Consider the following 16,641-nt stretch of genomic DNA (forward strand, 5'->3'; position numbering starts at 1 on the left):
CGGATGTGGAAGCCCAGTAATGGGTGGAGCTGACCGGTACTAATAGGCCGAGGGCTTGTCCTCAGTTGCTCGCGTCCACTGTGTTAGTTCTGAAGCAACGAACAGTTGCTGGTTTCTTGAGCTAGAACACAACTACAGAGTGTGCTTGTTCGCTCGAAACCGATAGGGTTTCGGTGGTCATAGCGTTAGGGAAACGCCCGGTTACATTCCGAACCCGGAAGCTAAGCCTTTCAGCGCCGATGGTACTGCAGGGGGGACCCTGTGGGAGAGTAGGACGCCGCCGAACAATCTTTCAGGACCCCTGGTCCCAGCGTTCACGCTGGGACCAGGGGTCCTTTTGTTTTTCCTTGAATTTGTTGGAACGCGCGGCGCTGTGCCGGCTGCGCGAGAATGACTGCAGTACCCGAAGACAGGAGTCACGTCGATGTCCACCAACTCTCCCGACGACCGTCCGGAGCGTGAGCCGCGCCGCCGCGAGGGCGGCGACCGGGGCGGCTTCCGTGGGCCGCGTCGTGACGACAACCGTGGCGGGGGCGGCTACCGCGGCCGCGACGACCGCCCGTCGTACCCCCGTCGTGACGACCGGCGTGACGACCGTCGTGATGACCGACGCGACGACAACCGTGGCGGTGGCTTCCGCCGCGACGACCGTCGTGACGAGCGACGGGATGACCGTCGTGACGACCGTTCGTCGTATCCTCGTCGTGACGACCGGCGCGATGACAACCGTGGTGGCGGCGGCTACCGGGGCCGGGACGACCGTCCCTCGTACCCCCGCCGCGACGACCGGCGTGACGACCGGCGTGACGACCGTCGTGACGAGCGCCCCTCGTTCCGCCGTGACGACCGGCGCGATGACAACCGTGGTGGCGGCGGCTACCGGGGCCGCGATGACCGTCCCTCGTACCCCCGCCGCGACGACCGCCGTGACGACCGCCCGTCGTACCCGCGTCGCGACGACCGGCGCGATGACCGGCGTGATGACCGGCGTGATGACCGTCCGTCGTACCCGCGTCGCGACGACCGCCGTGACGACCGGCGCGATGACCGGCGTGATGACCGTCCGTCGTACCCCCGTCGTGACGACCGGCGCGATGACAACCGTGGTGGCGGCGGCTACCGGGGCCGGGACGACCGTCCCTCGTACCCCCGCCGTGACGACCGCCGTGACGACCGACGGGATGACCGTCGCGACGACCGTCCGTCGTACCCGCGTCGCGACGACCGGCGTGACGACCGCCGGGACGACCGTCGTGACGAGCGGCCCCGTGGGCCGCGGCGTGAGGACGACCGGCGTGGTGGCGGCGGGTTCCGTGGGCGTGACGACCGTCCGTCGTACCCGCGTCGGGACGACCGCCGTGACGACAGCCGTGGCGGTGGCTACCGCGGTCGTGACGACCGGGGCGGCTACCGGGGCCGGGACGACCGGCCGTCGTTCCGCCGTGAGGACCGCGGGGACCGGGCGCCGCTGAAGCGCCTCCCGATCCCGCCGGAGGTCACCGGTGAGGAGATCGACCCGGACGTGCGGCAGGAGCTGATGAGCCTGCCCAAGGGTCTGGCCGAGGACGTCGCGCGCAACCTCGTCATGGTCGCCCAGCTGATCGACGACGAGCCGGAGAAGGCGTACGAGTACTCGCGCATCGCGCTGCGTCTCGCGTCCCGCGTCGCCGCCGTCCGTGAGGCGGCCGGCTTCGCCGCGTACGCGACGCAGAAGTACTCCGAGGCGCTGGCCGAGTTCCGGGCCGCGCGGCGGATGACCGGCAGCGTGGAGCTGTGGCCCGTCATGGCGGACTGCGAGCGCGGCCTGGGCCGGCCGGAGCGTGCCCTCGCCATGGCCGGTGAGCCCGAGGTGCAGAAGCTGGACAAGGCCGGCCAGGTCGAGATGAGGCTCGTGGCCGCCGGCGCCCGCCGGGACATGGGCCAGCTCGACGCGGCCATCGTGACCCTGCAGAGCCCCGAGCTGGCGTCCAGCGCCAACCACCCGTGGACGGCGCGCCTGCGGTACGCGTACGCCGACGCGCTGCTCGCGGCCGGCCGCGAGCAGGAGGCCCGCGAGTGGTTCGCGAAGGCCCTTGAGGCCGACAAGGACGGCTCCACCGACGCCTCCGACCGCCTCGCCGAGCTGGACGGCGTCGAGTTCGTCGACGCGTTCGACGACTCGGACGACGAGGACGTCCAGGAGGACGCCCAGGACGAGGACTCCGAGGGCACCGAGGACGACAGCAAGAGCTGACGCTCCGCGCGCACGTACGAAGGGCGGCACCCCACCAGGGGTGCCGCCCTTCGGCGTATCCAGGCGTGCAGGAGGCTCAGTCCAACGCCAGACTCCGCAGCACCAGGCCCGTCGCCGGCTTCGGGCCGAACGAGGTCGACTTGCGGGGCATCGTGACGCCCTGGCGGGCCAGGTCCCGTACGACCTCCTCCTTCACCGGGTGCATCAGGACCGCCGTGCCGCCGCGGCGCTCGGCCTGGGCGACGGCGGCGGCAGTGTCGTGGATGTAGGCGATGTCCTCGGGCTCGTCCGGGATGTGCCAGACGTGGTCGAGGAGGGTGGCGTGCAGGACGGTGGCGTCCAGGGTGCGCCAGAGCTCGGGGCGGTCGCCGCGGACCGTGCGGGCGAGGAGCTCCGGGTCGGGGCGGTCGAAGAGGTGGAAGCCGCCGTCGCCGGCGAGGACGAAGGCGTTGCCCTTCGCGGCCGCGGCGGCCAGGGCCTCCTGGGCGGCGGACAGTGGGCCGTCTATCCGGGTGACGCGGAAGCTGTCGCCGACGGCGGCGAGCGCGTCGGCGACCGGGAGGCGGCTGAGCAGGCGATGGATGGCGCGGACCCGCAGCGGATAGCGGACGGTGTCGACGAGCAGCACCAGACCGTGGTTCCAGGGGCCGGGCGCGGCGTGCTCGTCGCGCAGCCGGAGGTAGGTCGCCCAGCGGTGGTGGCCGTCGGCGATGAGGGCCTGGTGGCGGGCGAGTTCGGTGGCGACGGCGGTGAGGTCGGCCGGGTTGGTGACCGCCCAGAGGCGGTGCCGGATGCCGTCCTCGGTGGTGGTGCAGAGCAGCGGCTCGCGCTCGGCGACGCGGTCGACGACGGCGCCCGCGCCGTCGCCGTCGCCGCGGTAGGTGAGGAGCAGCGGGTCCAGGTTGGCGCCTGTGGTGCGCATGAGGGCGGTGCGGTCCTCGACGACGTGCGGCATGACGTCCTCGTGGGGGAGGACGATGCCCTCGGCGGGGGTGGAGAGTTCGAGGGCGCCGATGAGGCCGCGCTGGAGGATGCCTTCGCCTTGCTGCTCGTACACGTAGAGCGCGGGCTCGGGGTCCGGGGCGAGGATGCCGTCGGCGAGCCAGCGGTCGAGGGTGACGGCGGCCTTGCGGTGCCGGGTGCCGGCGGTGATGGCCTGCGGGAGGATCAGCCGGACGATGTTGTGCGGGTCGAGGGACTCCAGGTGGTGCAGTCCGTCGGGCCGGACGACCACGTCGTACGGCGGGGAGGTCACGGCGGCGAGGCTGCCGACCCGTTCGGGGACATACCTGAGGCCCCTGAAGGGGCTCAGGCGGAGACCGGGGGCGCGGACGTCGTCGGCCGCGTGACCTGAGGTGTTCATCTCGTCATCGTATGTGGGCGGTGGCCATGAGCGATGATCGGGGGAGCGGGGATTTGCCTGGGCGATGTGAGGAGTACATGACGATGACGGGATTCGGCCAGGACCGGCAGGACGGCCGGCAGGGCAGGAACCGGCCGGGTGGCAGTGCGCGCGCGCTGAGCGAGGCGTACGACACGGCGCTGCTCGACCTGGACGGGGTCGTCTACTACGCGGGCGGGCACGCGATCCCGTACGCCGTCGAGGCCCTTGAGGCGGCCCGCGAGGGCGGGATGCACCTGGCGTACGTCACCAACAACGCGCTGCGGACGCCGGACACGGTGGCGGCGCATCTGACGGAGCTGGGGGTGCCGACCGGGCCGGCGGACGTGATCACCTCGGCGCAGGCGGTGGCCCGGCTGGTCGCCGACGAGGTGCCGCCGGGGTCGCGGGTCCTGCTGATCGGCGGCGAGGGGCTGCGGGTGGCGCTGATCGAGCGGGGCCTGGTGCCGGTGGATTCGGCGGATGACGACCCGGTGGCGGTGGTGCAGGGGTACGGGGGCCCGGAGACGCCGTGGAGCCGGTTCACGGAGGCGAGTTACGCGGTGGGGCGCGGGCTGCCCTGGTACGCGTCGAACACCGACCTGACCGTGCCCACCGCGCGGGGGATCGGTCCGGGCACCGGCGCGGCGATCGAGGTTGTCCGGATCGCGACGGGTGCCGAGCCGAAGGTCGCGGGCAAGCCGTTGCCTCCGATGCACCGCGAGACGGTGCTGCGCACCGGGGCCGAGAAGCCGCTGGTGGTCGGGGACCGGCTGGACACGGACATCGAGGGAGCCTTCAACGGCGGCGTCGACTCGCTGCTCGTGCTGACCGGTGTGACGGACGTGGCTCGGCTGCTCGAGGCGGTGCCGGAGCACCGGCCGACGTATGTGGCGGCGGACCTGCGCGGGCTGCTCGTGCCGCAGCCGGAGGTGGCCGACGGCGCGGACGGGGCGTTCCGGTGCGGCGGCTGGACGGCGTCGGTGAGCGGGGGAGCGCTGCTGCTCGACGCCGCCGGGGACGGGTACGGGGACGGGGACGCGGCGGGTGCGGCGGGCGGACTGGATCCGCTGGACGGGGTACGGGCGCTGTGCGCTGCGGCCTGGACGGAGGCGGGGGCCGGGGCGTGCGGCCTGGACGCGACGAAGGCGCTGGAGCGGCTGGGCCTCGGGTGACGCGGCGCGCACGGGGCACGGGCCCGGGGGCGTAACCCTCGGGCCGTGCCCCGTGTCCCCCTCTCGGGCCCGGTGCCCCCTCTCCGGCCCCGTGTGCCCCGTGCCCGTTCCGCACCCCGTCTCGTGGCGAGAATCAGGGTAGGCTAACCTAACCTCGTGTTGGTCGAGAGTCCCTCCCGTGCGAGCGCGGAGCCGACCGGCCCTGACCGGAATCCGGCGCGCCGCAACTCGCTGCGGGCCGTGGGTCTTGTCGCGGCCGTCGGGGTCCTGCTGCTGGTCTGTGTCCTGAGCATCATGATCGGCGCCAAGCCGGTGCCGCTCGCCGACGTGTGGCACGGCCTGTTCCACAACAGCGGCATCCGCAACGACGTCGTCATCCACGACGTCCGCGTGCCCCGCACCTTGCTCGGGCTGCTCGTCGGACTCGCCCTCGGCCTGTCCGGCGCCGTCATGCAGGGCCTCACCCGCAACCCGCTCGCCGAGCCCGGACTGCTCGGCGTCAACGCGGGCGCCGCCGCGGCCGTCGTCTCCGCGATCGCCTTCTTCGGGATCACGGACGTCGACGCGTACGTGTGGTTCGCGTTCGCCGGCGCCGCCGTCGTCTCCGTCCTGGTGTACGTCCTCGGCGGCAGCCGCAGCGCCACGCCCGTGCGGCTCGCGCTCGCCGGGACCGCGGCCACCGCCGCCCTCTACGGCTACGTCAACGCCGTACAGCTGCTGAACTCCGCCGCCCTGGACCGGCTGCGCTTCTGGACCGTCGGCTCGCTCGCCTCCGCGAACGCCGACACCGTCGCCCGGGTCGCCCCCTTCATCCTCGTCGGCGCCGTCCTCGCGCTGCTCATCGCCCGGCCGCTGAACGCCATGGAGATGGGCGACGACACCGCCCGCGCGCTGGGCGCGCACCTCAACCGGACCCGGATCACCGCCATGGCGGCCGTGACGCTGATGTGCGGCGCGGCGACGGCGGCCTGCGGGCCGATCGTGTTCCTCGGCCTGATGGTCCCGTACATCGTGCGCTCGATCACCGGGCCCGACATGCGGTGGATCCTCCCGTACGCGGCCGTGCTCGCTCCCGTCCTCCTCCTCGGCTCCGACGTGATCGGGCGGGTCGTCACCCGCCCCGCCGAGCTCCAGGTCGGCATCGTCACCGCGCTCCTCGGCGGACCCGTCTTCATCCACCTCGTCCGCCGCAAGAGGATGGCCCAGCTGTGACGACCAAGACCCTGCGGACCGGCGGCGGTCGCTCCGTACGCGGCGGCCTCTCCGTGCGCTACGAGCCGCGCGCCCTCGTCTGCGTCCTCGGCCTGCTCGTCCTCGCGCTCGCCATGACGGTCGTGCTCATCGGCAGCGGCGACTTCCCGCTCGCCCCGAGCGACGTCGTCAGCACGCTGCTCGGCAACGGCACGCCGGTGCAGGAGTTCGCCGTGATGGACCTGCGGCTGCCGCGCGTCCTCGTCGGCGTCTTCGTGGGCGCCGCGCTCGGCATCGGCGGCGCGGTCTTCCAGTCGATCTCCCGCAACCCGCTCGGCAGCCCCGACGTCATCGGCTTCGGGCAGGGCTCCACGGTCGGCGCGCTCGTCGTGATCATCCTCTTCCAGGGCAGCGCCCTGGCCGCAGCCGCCGGCGCGATCGTCGGCGGACTCGTCACGGCCCTCGCGATCTACCTGCTCGCCTGGAAGCGCGGGGTGCACGGCTACCGCCTGGTGCTCGTCGGCATCGGAGCCGCCGCGATGCTCACCGCCGTCATCCACTACCTGCTCACCAAGGGGCAGCTCGTCGACGCGACGCGCGCGGTGGTGTGGATGACCGGCTCGCTGGACGGGCGGGACTGGGACCAGTTCTGGCCGCTGTTCGGCGTCAGCTGTGTGCTGCTGCCGCTGGTCCTCGGGCACGGGCGGGCGCTGCGGATGCTCGAGATGGGCGACGACGCGGCGTACGCGCTCGGCGTGAAGGTCGAGCGGACCCGGATCGTGCTCATGGGCGCGGCCGTGCTGCTCGTGGCCGTCGCCACCGCCGCCGCCGGCCCCATCGTCTTCGTCTCGCTCAGCGCGCCCCAGCTGGCCCGCCGGCTGACCCGTTCGCCCGGGCCGAACCTGGCCGCCTCCGCGCTGATGGGTACGGCGGTGCTGCTCGTGGCCGACTGGACCGCCACGCACGCGTTCGGGGAGCGGCAGCTGCCGGTGGGTGTGGTGACGGGGGTGCTCGGCGGGTGCTACCTGCTGTGGCTGCTCGTCAGCGAGCGGAAGGCGGGCCGGATGTGACCGGGCCGGGTACGACCACTGAGAACACGATCAGGAGCAAGGGTATGCAGCAGACGCCGCAGTCTCCGCGGTTGAGCGCCGAGTCGGTCACGCTCGCCTACGACCAGCGGGTCATCGCCCGCGATCTGTCCGTCGCGATCCCCGACAACTCCTTCACCGTCATCGTCGGCCCCAACGCCTGCGGCAAGTCCACGCTGCTGCGCGCGCTGTCCCGGATGCTCAAGCCGACGCGGGGGCGGGTGCTGCTCGACGGGCAGGCGATCCACTCGATGCCCGCGAAGCAGGTCGCCCGGACCCTCGGGCTGCTTCCGCAGTCCTCCGTCGCGCCCGACGGCATCACCGTCGCCGACCTCGTCGCCCGCGGCCGCTACCCGCACCAGGGGCTCCTTCGCCAGTGGTCGCCCGAGGACGAGCGGGTCGTCCAGGAGTCGATGGCCGCGACGGGCGTCGCCGAACTGGCCGAGCGGTACGTCGACGAGCTGTCCGGCGGCCAGCGGCAGCGGGTCTGGATCGCGATGGCCCTCGCCCAGCAGACGCCGCTGCTGCTGCTCGACGAGCCGACGACCTTCCTCGACATCCAGCACCAGATCGACATCCTGGACCTGTGCGCCGAGCTCCACGAGACCCAGGGCCGCACGCTCGTCGCCGTGCTGCACGACCTCAACCACGCGGCCCGGTACGCCACCCACCTCATCGCCTGCCGGGGCGGCGAGGTCGTCGCCGAGGGCCCGCCGGGCGAGGTCGTCACGGCCGAACTCGTCGAGCACGTCTTCGGGCTGCGCTGCCAGGTCATCGAGGACCCGGAGACGGGGACGCCGCTGGTCGTGCCGGCAGGCCGGAAGGCGCGCAGGCCCGCGCTGCAGTCGCGCTAGGCGGCTCGGAGGCTCGCCAGGCGGCTCGGAGGCCGCCCGGGTGACTCAGCCGCAGTCGCGGCAGGCGGCTCAGAGGCCCGCCAAGTGGCCCGGAGGCCCGCCGGGTGGCTCAGCCGTGGTCGCGGGTCGTGGCTCCGGGGCCCGCCGGGTGCTCAGCCGCGGTCCCGCACCAGGCGGCTCAGAGGAGGGAGCGGAGCCGGAGCAGGTCGCGGAAGCCGGCCTCCAGGCCCACCCGGCCCGAGGCCCACGCCTTGGCGAAGTTCAGCCGGCCGTCGACCATCGCCACCAGGTCGTCGCCGGTCATCCGGAGGCGGATCTGCGCCTTCTCGCGCGGCGGGCCCGGGACCGTGTCCTCGACCGCGATGCGGCCGTCGGCCATGCGGCCGGTGAAGGTCGTGTCCAGGTCGGTGAGGTGGCAGCTGAGGGTGCGGTCGAGCGCGGCCGCGCCGCGCACGTCGCCGTCGGCCCGCGCCAGGTTGTCCGAAAGCCTGCTCAGTGCCGCACGGCACTCGGTGATCGTCGCCATCGTGGTCGACGGTACCCCAGGGCTTCGATGTAGCGTCGGGGCATGAGCGATGCGACACCCGAAGCCCCGGCTCCGGCCCCAGGGGCGGTGCCCGACGCCTCCGCGCAGGGCGATCCGTACGAGGCCGCCGGGCCCGCGCCGCTCGGGGTCGTACGGACGCCCACCGGGCGCCCGGCCGTGGACGCGCTCCTCGACCGGCTCGGTGCCGCGGACGACCTCACGGCGGACGGACACCTCGACGTGTACGAGGATGTACACCGTGGGTTGCGCGCCGAGCTGACCGCGCTCGACGCCGCGCCCGCCCCCGCACCCCGTCCGTACGACAACAGGAGCTGAACCGAACGTGGCAGGACCGGCACGCCGCCGACTCGACGCCGAGCTGGTACGGCGCAAGCTGGCGCGGTCGCGCGAGCACGCCAGCCAGCTGATCGCCGCGGGTCGGGTGACCGTCGGCAAGACCGTCGCCACCAAGCCCGCCACCCAGGTCGAGACCGCCGCGGCCATCGTCGTCGCGCAGGACGACACCGACCCCGACTACGTGTCGCGCGGCGGCCACAAGCTGGCCGGCGCGTTCGCCGCGTTCGTGCCGCAGGGGCTGCGGGTCGAGGGCCGGCGCGCGCTCGACGCGGGCGCGTCGACCGGCGGCTTCACCGATGTGCTGCTGCGCGCCGGCGCCGCCCACGTCGTGGCCGTCGACGTCGGCTACGGGCAGCTGGCCTGGTCGCTGCAGAGCGACGAGCGGGTCACCGTCAAGGACCGCACCAACGTGCGCGAGATGACCCTCGACGACATCGACGGCATCCCCGTCGACCTCGTCGTCGGCGACCTCTCCTTCATCCCGCTCGGGCTCGTGCTGCCCGCTCTGGTCGCCTGCACCGCGCCCGACGCGGACCTGGTCCTCATGGTCAAGCCGCAGTTCGAGGTCGGCAAGGAGCGGCTCGGTTCGGGTGGTGTGGTGCGCAGCGCCGAACTGCGCGCCGACGCCGTCAAGAACGTGGCCCGGCGGGCCGGCGAGCTCGGCCTCGGTGTCGTCGGCGTCACCGCGAGCCCGCTGCCCGGCCCGTCCGGCAACGTCGAGTACTTTCTGTGGCTGCGGGCCGGGGCGCCCGCCCTCGATCCGGCGGAAGTCGACCGCGCTGTGGCGGAAGGACCTCGTTGAGCACACCTTCGAGCACGTCAACCGAAAACACCGAGAGCAAGCGGACTGACGAGAACGGGAACGGCAGCGGGAGCGGGAGCGGGAACCGCACCGTCTTCCTGCTCGCGCACACCGGCCGGCCGGCCGCCGTGCGCAGTGCCGAACTCGTCGTCCTCGGCCTGCTGCGCAGCGGCCTGGGCGTCCGCGTCCTGGCGGCGGAGGCGGCCGACCTGCCGCTGCCGCCGTCCGTCGAGCAGGTCCCGGAAGGCTGCCCCGACGCGCTCGACGGCTGCGAACTCCTCGTCGTCCTCGGCGGCGACGGCACGCTGCTGCGCGGCGCCGAGTTCTCCCGCGCCTCCGGCGTGCCGATGCTCGGCGTCAACCTGGGCCGGGTCGGCTTCCTCGCCGAGGCCGAGCGCGACGACCTGGACAAGGTCGTCGACCGGGTCGTCACGCGGGCGTACGAGGTCGAGGAGCGGATGACGCTCGACGTCGCCGTGTACGAGAACGGCGACGTGCTGCACCGCGACTGGGCGCTCAACGAGGCGGCCGTGCAGAAGGTGTCCCCGGAACGGATGCTGGAGGTCGTCCTCGCCATCGACGGCCGTCCGGTGACCGGCTTCGGCTGCGACGGCGTCATCTGCGCGACCCCGACCGGCTCGACCGCGTACGCCTTCTCCGCGGGCGGCCCGGTCATCTGGCCCGAGGTCGAGGCGCTCCTCATGGTCCCGATCGGCGCACACGCGCTGTTCGCCAAGCCGCTCGTCACCACCCCGGACTCGGTCCTCGCCGTCGAGGTCGAACCGCACACCCCGCACGGCGTCCTGTGGTGCGACGGCCGCCGCACGGTCGAACTCCCGGCCGGCGCCCGCGTCGAGATCCGCCGCGGCGCGATCCCGGTCCGCCTGGCCCGCCTCCACCACGCGTCCTTCACGGACCGGCTGGTGGCGAAGTTCGCACTGCCGGTGTCGGGGTGGCGGGGGGCGCCGCACTAGGGGGCCTTGTGGCTGGGGCGGCGCCTCAGGCCGCCGGGCGGGCCGCCGGACGGGACGCGTCTGCGTCGGGGCGGCGCCGGGTTCCGGCGGGACCGTGCGCCGGCGCCGGCCAGGGCGCGCCTGCTTCGGCGGCGCGGCCTGCGGGGCCGACCGACCGCAGGCCGCCGTTCCCGGCCCTGGGCCTCAGCCCCGTCCCGCCGCCAGCCCCGGTCCCGCCGCCCGTCCCGGTCCCGGGACCGGTCCCTGTCCTGGCCCCGTCCCGCCCTGGGAGCCCTCCCGGGCCCGGCTCCGGAAGGAGCCCCTGGCCCCGTTCGCCCACTCCGGCGGGTGACATCGGTCTCGTCCGACCTGCGGGTTCGTCTCCGGGTGGCAGGGGCCGTCGCACATCGGTGCGCCGACCTCGTAAGGTCTCTCTCGTGTTGGAGGAGATGCGGATACGGTCGCTGGGTGTCATCGACGACGCCGTCGTCGAGCTGTCGCCCGGGTTCACCGCGGTGACCGGCGAGACCGGTGCGGGCAAGACCATGGTCGTGACCAGCCTCGGGCTGCTGCTCGGGGGGCGCGCCGATCCGGCGCTCGTGCGGATCGGAGCGGGGTCGGCCGTCGTCGAGGGGCGCATCACGCTGCCGCCGGGCGCGCCGGTCGTGGCGCGGGCCGAGGAGGCGGGGGCGGAGCTCGACGAGGGCGCGCTGCTCGTCACCCGTACCGTGTCCGCCGAAGGACGCTCCCGTGCGCACCTGGGCGGTCGTTCCGTGCCCGTGGGCGTGCTCGCGGAGCTCGCCGACGAGCTGGTGGCCGTGCACGGCCAGACGGACCAGCAGGGCCTGCTGAAGCCGGCCCGGCAGCGCGGGGCGCTCGACCGGTACGCGGGCGAGGCGGTGTCCGTGCCGCTGGCCGCGTACGGGGAGGCGTACAGGCGGCTGCGGGCCGTCAGCGCCGAGCTGGAGGAGATCACCACGCGGGCCCGGGAGCGGGCGCAGGAGGCGGATCTGCTGCGCTTCGGGCTCGGGGAGATCGAGGCGGTGGAGCCGCGGCCCGGTGAGGACGTGGAGCTGGCCGCCGAGGCGGAGCGGCTCGGGCACGCCGAGGCGCTGGCGTCCGCCGCCGCGCTCGCGCACGCGGCGCTCGCCGGACAGCCCGAGGACCCGGAGGCCGTGGACGCGACCACGCTCGTCGCGGGCGCGGGCCGCGCCCTGGAGGCCGTACGGGCCCACGATCCCGCGCTGGCCGCGCTGGCCGAGCGGATGGGGGAGATCTCCATCCTGCTGTCGGACGTGGCCGGGGAACTCGCCGGGTACGCCGACGACCTGGACGCCGACCCGATCCGGCTCGCCGCCGTCGAGGAGCGGCGCGCCGCGCTCACCCAGCTCACCCGCAAGTACGGCGAGGACATCACGGCCGTGCTCGCGTGGGCCGAGCAGAGCGCGACCCGGCTCACCGAGCTGGACGGCGACGACGAGCGCATCGAGGAGCTGACCACCGAGCGCGACCGGCTGCGCGACGAACTGTCGGCGCTGGCCCAGCGGCTCACCGACGCGCGTACGGAGGCGGCCGACCGGTTCGCCGAGGCCGTCACCGCCGAACTGGCCTCGCTCGCCATGCCGCACGCGCGGGTGTCGTTCGCGATCCGGCAGACCGAGGACCCGGACGGCGTCGAGGTGGGCGGCCGCCGGGTCGCGTACACCCCGTCCGGCGCCGACGAGGTCGAGCTGCTGCTCGCCCCGCACCCGGGCGCGCCGCCGCGGCCGATCGCCAAGGGCGCGTCGGGCGGTGAGCTGTCCCGGGTCATGCTGGCCGTCGAGGTCGTCTTCGCCGGTACGGACCCGGTGCCGACGTATCTCTTCGACGAGGTCGACGCGGGCGTCGGCGGCAAGGCGGCGGTCGAGATCGGCCGCCGGCTCGCCAAGCTCGCCAGGACCGCGCAGGTCGTCGTCGTCACCCACCTGCCGCAGGTGGCGGCCTTCGCCGACCGCCAGCTGCTGGTCGAGAAGACCAACGACGGCTCCGTCACGCGCTCGGGCGTCACCGCCCTGGAGGGCGAGGAGCGGGTCCGCGAACTGTCCCGGATGCTCGCCGGCCAGGAGGACTCCGAGACGGCGCGGGCGCACGCCGAGGAACTGCTGGCGGCGGCACGCGCCGACCGCTGATCGGCCGCTGCCCGGGCTCGCGCGGGCTCGCGCGGGCGCGCGTGTGCCTGATCGGCTGCTGTGCGGGCTCGCGTGAGTTCGTCCGGCCGCTGCCCGGCTCGGCCTGGCTCAGGGGGGATGCGCGCCACCACCCCCTCCTCGACAGCGTGGCAGCCGCCACTGACAGGTCATTAGGCTGACCGGCATGATCAGGACACGCGGCAGGGCCGCCTCCCTCACCGTCGCCGCCGGCGTGGCCCGTGTCGCGTACGAGAGGCTGCGGCGGCGGCGTGATCCGCGGTGGGAGCGGACCAACCACGCCGGGCGGGCCGTCGGTCTGTACGCGGGGCCCGCGACCGCGCTCGCGGCCGTGGCCGGGACGGCCGTCGCCGGGAGTCCGGTGGGGGCGCTCGCGGTGCTCGCCGCGGGGGCGTGCGGGGCGTACGACGATGCGTACGGCGACCACCGGCGCGGGTTCCGGGCGCATCTGGCGGCGCTGCGGGACGGCGAGGTGACCAGCGGGGCCGTCAAGCTGTTCGGGATCGGCGCCGCCGGGCTCGTGGCCGGGGCGCTGCTCAAGGAGCGGGCGGTGGACAGGGTGCTCGCCGGCGTCGTCGTCGCCGGGACCGCGCACCTCGTCAACCTGGTGGACGTGCGCCCGGGGCGGGCCGGGCTCGTCGTGCTCGGGCTCGCGGCGCCCGGGCTGGTGCGCACGCCGGTCGCCGCCGCCCCGATGGGCGCCGTCGCGGCCGTGCTCGCCGACGACCTGGCCGAGCGGACCATGCTCGGCGACACCGGCGCCCATGCCCTCGGGGCGGCCGTCGGCACGGCCGTCGCCGCGTCCAACGGGCGGGCCGGGCTCGCCGTCCACGCGGCCGGACTGCTCGCGGCCGCCGCGTACGGGGAGTTCCGGCGATCTTCACTCGTGTGAGTGATCCCCGTCGGTAAGTTGGGGTCGCCGACACGGCAACGACGTCACTTCGGTGCCGGAACGTGCGTACGGACTGGCATCCTTGGGCGCGTGACACAGCTCCGTACGGTCCAAGTGCTGGGCGGCGGCAGCGCGGGAAGCAGCGCCCACGTCAGATCACTTGCCTCGGGGCTGGTGGCGAGGGGCGTGCGGGTGACCGTGTGCGCCCCGCCCGAACTCGACCATGTCTACGACTTCGAGGGCGCCGGCGCGCGCTTCGTGCCCGTGGCGAGCGTCGGCGCGCTGCGCAACGCCTGCATCGGCGCCGACGTCGTCCACGCGCACAACCTCGACGCCTCCGTCCGGGCCTCGCTCGCGCTGTCCGGCGGCCCCGGGCCGCGCACCCCGCTCGTCACCACCTGGCACACCCGCAGCCAGCTCGCCGGGGCCCGCGCCCGGCTCGTACGGCTCCTGGAGCGAAGGGCCGCGCGGGCGGCGGCCGTCGTCCTCGGCACCTCCTCCGAACTCGTCGACCGCGCCCGCCGGCGAGGCGCCCGCGACGCCCGTCTCGCCCCCGTCACCGTCCCCGCCTGCCGCGCGCCCGTCTGCCTCCACGACGGCAAGGCCCGCGCCGAACTCGGCGCCGTCGACCGGCCGTTGCTGATGGCCGTCGGCGCGCTGGAGCCGGGGCGGGGGTACGGGATGCTGCTCGACGCGGCGCGGGTGTGGCGGGACCTGGACCCGCAGCCGCTGCTCGTCATCGCGGGCGAGGGGCCCGAACGGGCCGCGCTCCAGCGGCGGATCGAGACGGAGGCGCTGGGCGTCCGGCTCATCGGGCGCCGCGACGACGTCGCGGAGCTGCTCGCCGCCGCGGACGTCGCGGTGCTTCCGTCGCGGTGGGAGGCCCGCTCCCTGCTGGCCCAGGAGGCGCTGCGGCTCGGCGTGCCGCTCGTCGCGACGGCGGTGGGCGGGGTCCCCGAGCTGGTGGGGGACGCGGCGGAGCTGGTGCCGTACGGGGACGCCGACGCCATGGCAGGGGCGGTGCGGGCACTCCTGGAGGACACCGACCGGCGGATGGACCTGGCGGCGGCGGGACGGGTACAGGCGAGGACGTGGCCGACGGAGGACGAGACGGTGGCGCACGTGCTGAGCGTGTACGACGAGCTGACGGGGCGGTGACGGGGCGGTCACGGGGCTCACAGGCTGACGGGGCGCTGCCGCGGCGCCTTCGCCTGCGCCTCGGCCCCTTGGGCCTGCGGCGCCCACGGGCGCGGTGCCCGGCCTGGACGGGCGACCGCGCGACGGTAGGCGGTTTGTGCCCACCCTCCCCCAGACTCCCCCTGCGGAACGATTGCCCACAAACCTCCGCCGGACCCCCTACCCCGTGTGCCGCCTCGCCCTCAGTGCCAGGCTCAGCGCCAGCACCGTCTGGGGGTCGTCCAGGTCCGTGCCGAGCAGCTCCGAGATCCTCGCCAGGCGGTTGTAGAGCGTCTGGCGGTTGAGGTGGAGTTCGCGGGCGGTCTCGGCCTTGCGGCCCGCGTGGGCCAGGTACGTCTCCAGGGTCGGCAGGAGGGGCGGCCGGGACGTGCGGTCGTGGTCGCGCAGGGGGCCGATGGCGCGGTCGACGAAGGCGGCCAGGTCGGGGTGGTCGCGGAGGCGCCACAGGAGCAGGTCCGTGTCGAGGCGGCGGGCGTCGTACCAGGGCAGCTCGCTCAGACCCTGGGCCGCCGTCGCGGTCTCGGCAGCGTGGCGGAGGCCCGCCGAGGCCGCCGCCCAGCCGCCGGCGACGCCGACCACGACGACCGGGGGGTGGACGCCGGCGCGTTCGAGGCCGGCCCGCTCCACGCCGGCGCGCAGCGCGGCGGCGACGCGGTCGGCGACCGCCGTGCGCTCCGACTCCGAGCGCAGGCCGAGGAGCAGCGGCACCCGGCCCTCCACCGGGCGGACGCCGAGCAGCACCGGGACGCCGACCGCCGAGAGCTCCTCGAGGACCGCCCGCGCGAGCAGCGCCCAGTTGCCCGACGGGGAGAGCTCGGAGGCGAGCCGCATCACGACGGGGAGCAGCGGGCCGTCGCCCGGTTTGAAGCCAAGCACCCGGGCCTGCGCGGGCGCGTCCTCCGCCGCGATCCGGCCCTCGGCGAGGTCGGTGAGGAAGTCGCCCCGGCCGCGCGCGGCCAGCTCCTCCTCCTGGCGGGCCTGCATCAGGACGACGGCCAGCAGCCCGGCCGCGCGCTCCGCCGCCATCCTGTGCACGGGGGAGAGCGGACCCGAGACCGACAGCAGGACCAGGCGCGCCCGCACCGACGAGCTGCCCGGCCCGCCGCCCGGCACGTCCACGAGCACCGCCCCCGTCGGCGGCCCCGACTCCCGGGCCGCCCGCTGCCCGCGCAGCCCGTCCCACACCTGGAGCGGGTCGGCGGGCTCGGACTCGGTGCCCGCCGCGTACAGGAGCTGGCCGTCCGCGGTCTCCAGGAACACCGGGTTGAGCGAGAAGTCCGCCAGGATCCGCAGCACCTGCGGCACCCCGCCGCCGCCGAGCAGCGCCTCGGTGCACTGGCGGTGGACCTCCTCGGCCTGCCGGAGCAGGGCGTAGTGGCCGTTGACGATCTCGGTGTGGATCTCCTCGGTCACGGCGACGAAGGGGACCTCGCGGTGGAGCTGGACGAGCGGCAGGCCCGCCGTCCGTGCCGTTTCGACGATCGTCGCGGGCAGGCGCGCGAACCGCGGGCCGAGCTCCACCACCAGTGCGGCGATGCCGCGCTCCGCGAGCCGCCGCACGAAGGCGCGCTGCTCCGCCGGGCGGGTGCCGAGCCCCATGCCGGTCGTGAGCAGCAGCTCGCCGCCCTTGAGCAGCGAGGCGATGTTCGGCACCTCGCCGGCGTGCACCCAGCGCACGGTGCGGTGCAGCCGGTCGGCGCCCGCGACGACCTCGGGGAGTCCGCTGCGCAGCCCCGGGAGTTCCAGCGCCCGCTGCACGGTGATCCCGCCCTGACGTTCCATGGACATGGGCGGACGCTACCCGCC

At 74.6% G+C, this 16,641-nt stretch carries 15 protein-coding genes and 1 rRNA gene; 13 read left to right on the forward strand and 3 right to left on the reverse strand.

Annotation, left to right across the window (positions count from 1 at the left end; all coding sequences use genetic code 11):
• Positions 1 to 169 precede the first annotated feature (169 nt).
• From rrf to ACWEV0_RS24370, 3 genes are all read left to right on the forward strand, one after another.
• Positions 170 to 286, forward strand: a 5S ribosomal RNA gene (gene rrf / locus ACWEV0_RS24360).
• Positions 287 to 458: 172 nt separating this feature from the next.
• Positions 459 to 1,472 (forward strand): hypothetical protein, encoded by a 1,014-nt coding sequence (locus ACWEV0_RS24365; protein ID WP_453151549.1) that lies wholly within the window; start codon positions 459 to 461, stop codon positions 1,470 to 1,472.
• A 65-nt stretch (positions 1,473 to 1,537) separates the two neighbouring features.
• Entirely contained in the window at positions 1,538 to 2,233 is a 696-nt protein-coding gene (locus tag ACWEV0_RS24370) for a tetratricopeptide repeat protein (RefSeq protein WP_453151550.1), read from the forward strand.
• Between the two features lie 76 nt (positions 2,234 to 2,309).
• Here the strand turns inward: ACWEV0_RS24370 and ACWEV0_RS24375 are convergent, their stop codons facing one another.
• On the reverse strand, positions 2,310 to 3,596 hold the full coding sequence (locus ACWEV0_RS24375) for a DUF1015 family protein (protein ID WP_453151552.1): 1,287 nt from the start codon (positions 3,594 to 3,596) through the stop codon (positions 2,310 to 2,312).
• Positions 3,597 to 3,679: 83 nt separating this feature from the next.
• On the opposite strand from ACWEV0_RS24375, the gene ACWEV0_RS24380 reads away from it, so the two are divergent.
• The 4 genes from ACWEV0_RS24380 (at position 3,680) to ACWEV0_RS24395 (ending at position 7,922) form a co-directional block, all read left to right on the forward strand.
• Positions 3,680 to 4,789, forward strand: a complete 1,110-nt coding sequence (locus ACWEV0_RS24380) for an HAD hydrolase-like protein (RefSeq protein ID WP_453151586.1) — start codon at positions 3,680 to 3,682, stop codon at positions 4,787 to 4,789.
• Positions 4,790 to 4,945: 156 nt separating this feature from the next.
• On the forward strand, positions 4,946 to 6,001 hold the full coding sequence (locus tag ACWEV0_RS24385; RefSeq protein ID WP_453151553.1) for a FecCD family ABC transporter permease: 1,056 nt from the start codon (positions 4,946 to 4,948) through the stop codon (positions 5,999 to 6,001).
• Positions 5,998 to 7,050: a FecCD family ABC transporter permease gene (locus ACWEV0_RS24390; protein WP_453151554.1), complete on the forward strand. Its 1,053-nt coding sequence runs from the start codon at positions 5,998 to 6,000 to the stop codon at positions 7,048 to 7,050. The genes ACWEV0_RS24385 and ACWEV0_RS24390 overlap by 4 nt, the downstream gene beginning before the upstream one ends.
• A gap of 44 nt (positions 7,051 to 7,094) precedes the next feature.
• Positions 7,095 to 7,922 (forward strand): ABC transporter ATP-binding protein, encoded by an 828-nt coding sequence (locus ACWEV0_RS24395; RefSeq protein ID WP_453151555.1) that lies wholly within the window; start codon positions 7,095 to 7,097, stop codon positions 7,920 to 7,922.
• A 178-nt stretch (positions 7,923 to 8,100) separates the two neighbouring features.
• Here ACWEV0_RS24395 and ACWEV0_RS24400 read toward each other — a convergent pair whose 3' ends face one another.
• Positions 8,101 to 8,448, reverse strand: coding sequence for an SCP2 sterol-binding domain-containing protein (locus ACWEV0_RS24400; protein WP_453151556.1), 348 nt, complete (start codon positions 8,446 to 8,448; stop codon positions 8,101 to 8,103).
• Positions 8,449 to 8,490: 42 nt separating this feature from the next.
• Here ACWEV0_RS24400 and ACWEV0_RS24405 point away from each other — a divergent pair, with 42 nt between their 5' ends.
• The 6 genes from ACWEV0_RS24405 (at position 8,491) to ACWEV0_RS24430 (ending at position 14,796) form a co-directional block, all read left to right on the forward strand.
• Positions 8,491 to 8,784, forward strand: a complete 294-nt coding sequence (locus ACWEV0_RS24405; RefSeq protein WP_453151557.1) for a hypothetical protein — start codon at positions 8,491 to 8,493, stop codon at positions 8,782 to 8,784.
• Positions 8,785 to 8,791: 7 nt separating this feature from the next.
• On the forward strand, positions 8,792 to 9,607 hold the full coding sequence (locus ACWEV0_RS24410; protein WP_453151558.1) for a TlyA family RNA methyltransferase: 816 nt from the start codon (positions 8,792 to 8,794) through the stop codon (positions 9,605 to 9,607).
• A complete protein-coding gene (locus tag ACWEV0_RS24415) occupies positions 9,604 to 10,581 on the forward strand; it encodes an NAD kinase (protein WP_453151559.1) in 978 nt (325 codons plus the stop codon). Before ACWEV0_RS24410 ends, ACWEV0_RS24415 begins: the two co-directional genes overlap by 4 nt.
• Before the next feature lie 428 nt (positions 10,582 to 11,009).
• Entirely contained in the window at positions 11,010 to 12,728 is a 1,719-nt protein-coding gene (gene recN / locus ACWEV0_RS24420) for a DNA repair protein RecN (RefSeq protein ID WP_453151587.1), read from the forward strand.
• A 184-nt stretch (positions 12,729 to 12,912) separates the two neighbouring features.
• On the forward strand, positions 12,913 to 13,638 hold the full coding sequence (locus ACWEV0_RS24425; protein WP_453151560.1) for a hypothetical protein: 726 nt from the start codon (positions 12,913 to 12,915) through the stop codon (positions 13,636 to 13,638).
• 90 nt (positions 13,639 to 13,728) lie between these two features.
• Entirely contained in the window at positions 13,729 to 14,796 is a 1,068-nt protein-coding gene (locus ACWEV0_RS24430) for a glycosyltransferase family 4 protein (RefSeq protein WP_453151561.1), read from the forward strand.
• A 198-nt stretch (positions 14,797 to 14,994) separates the two neighbouring features.
• Here ACWEV0_RS24430 and ACWEV0_RS24435 read toward each other — a convergent pair whose 3' ends face one another.
• Entirely contained in the window at positions 14,995 to 16,617 is a 1,623-nt protein-coding gene (locus tag ACWEV0_RS24435) for a PucR family transcriptional regulator (protein WP_453151588.1), read from the reverse strand.
• Between the last annotated feature and the right edge of the window lie 24 nt (positions 16,618 to 16,641).

This window comes from Streptomyces sp. NPDC003943 (assembly GCF_053605265.1).

What these genes read in the sequence shown, in the direction of transcription:
- ACWEV0_RS24370 (WP_453151550.1), top strand. Translation starts at nt 1,538, where the DNA reads ATGAGCCTGCCCAAGGGTCTGGCCGAGGACGTCGCGCGCAACCTCGTC.
- ACWEV0_RS24375 (WP_453151552.1), bottom strand. Translation starts at nt 3,596, where the DNA reads ATGAACACCTCAGGTCACGCGGCCGACGACGTCCGCGCCCCCGGTCTC.
- ACWEV0_RS24380 (WP_453151586.1), top strand. Translation starts at nt 3,680, where the DNA reads ATGACGGGATTCGGCCAGGACCGGCAGGACGGCCGGCAGGGCAGGAAC.
- ACWEV0_RS24395 (WP_453151555.1), top strand. Translation starts at nt 7,095, where the DNA reads ATGCAGCAGACGCCGCAGTCTCCGCGGTTGAGCGCCGAGTCGGTCACG.
- ACWEV0_RS24400 (WP_453151556.1), bottom strand. Translation starts at nt 8,448, where the DNA reads ATGGCGACGATCACCGAGTGCCGTGCGGCACTGAGCAGGCTTTCGGAC.
- ACWEV0_RS24405 (WP_453151557.1), top strand. Translation starts at nt 8,491, where the DNA reads ATGAGCGATGCGACACCCGAAGCCCCGGCTCCGGCCCCAGGGGCGGTG.
- recN (WP_453151587.1), top strand. Translation starts at nt 11,010, where the DNA reads ATGCGGATACGGTCGCTGGGTGTCATCGACGACGCCGTCGTCGAGCTG.
- ACWEV0_RS24425 (WP_453151560.1), top strand. Translation starts at nt 12,913, where the DNA reads ATGATCAGGACACGCGGCAGGGCCGCCTCCCTCACCGTCGCCGCCGGC.
- ACWEV0_RS24435 (WP_453151588.1), bottom strand. Translation starts at nt 16,617, where the DNA reads ATGGAACGTCAGGGCGGGATCACCGTGCAGCGGGCGCTGGAACTCCCG.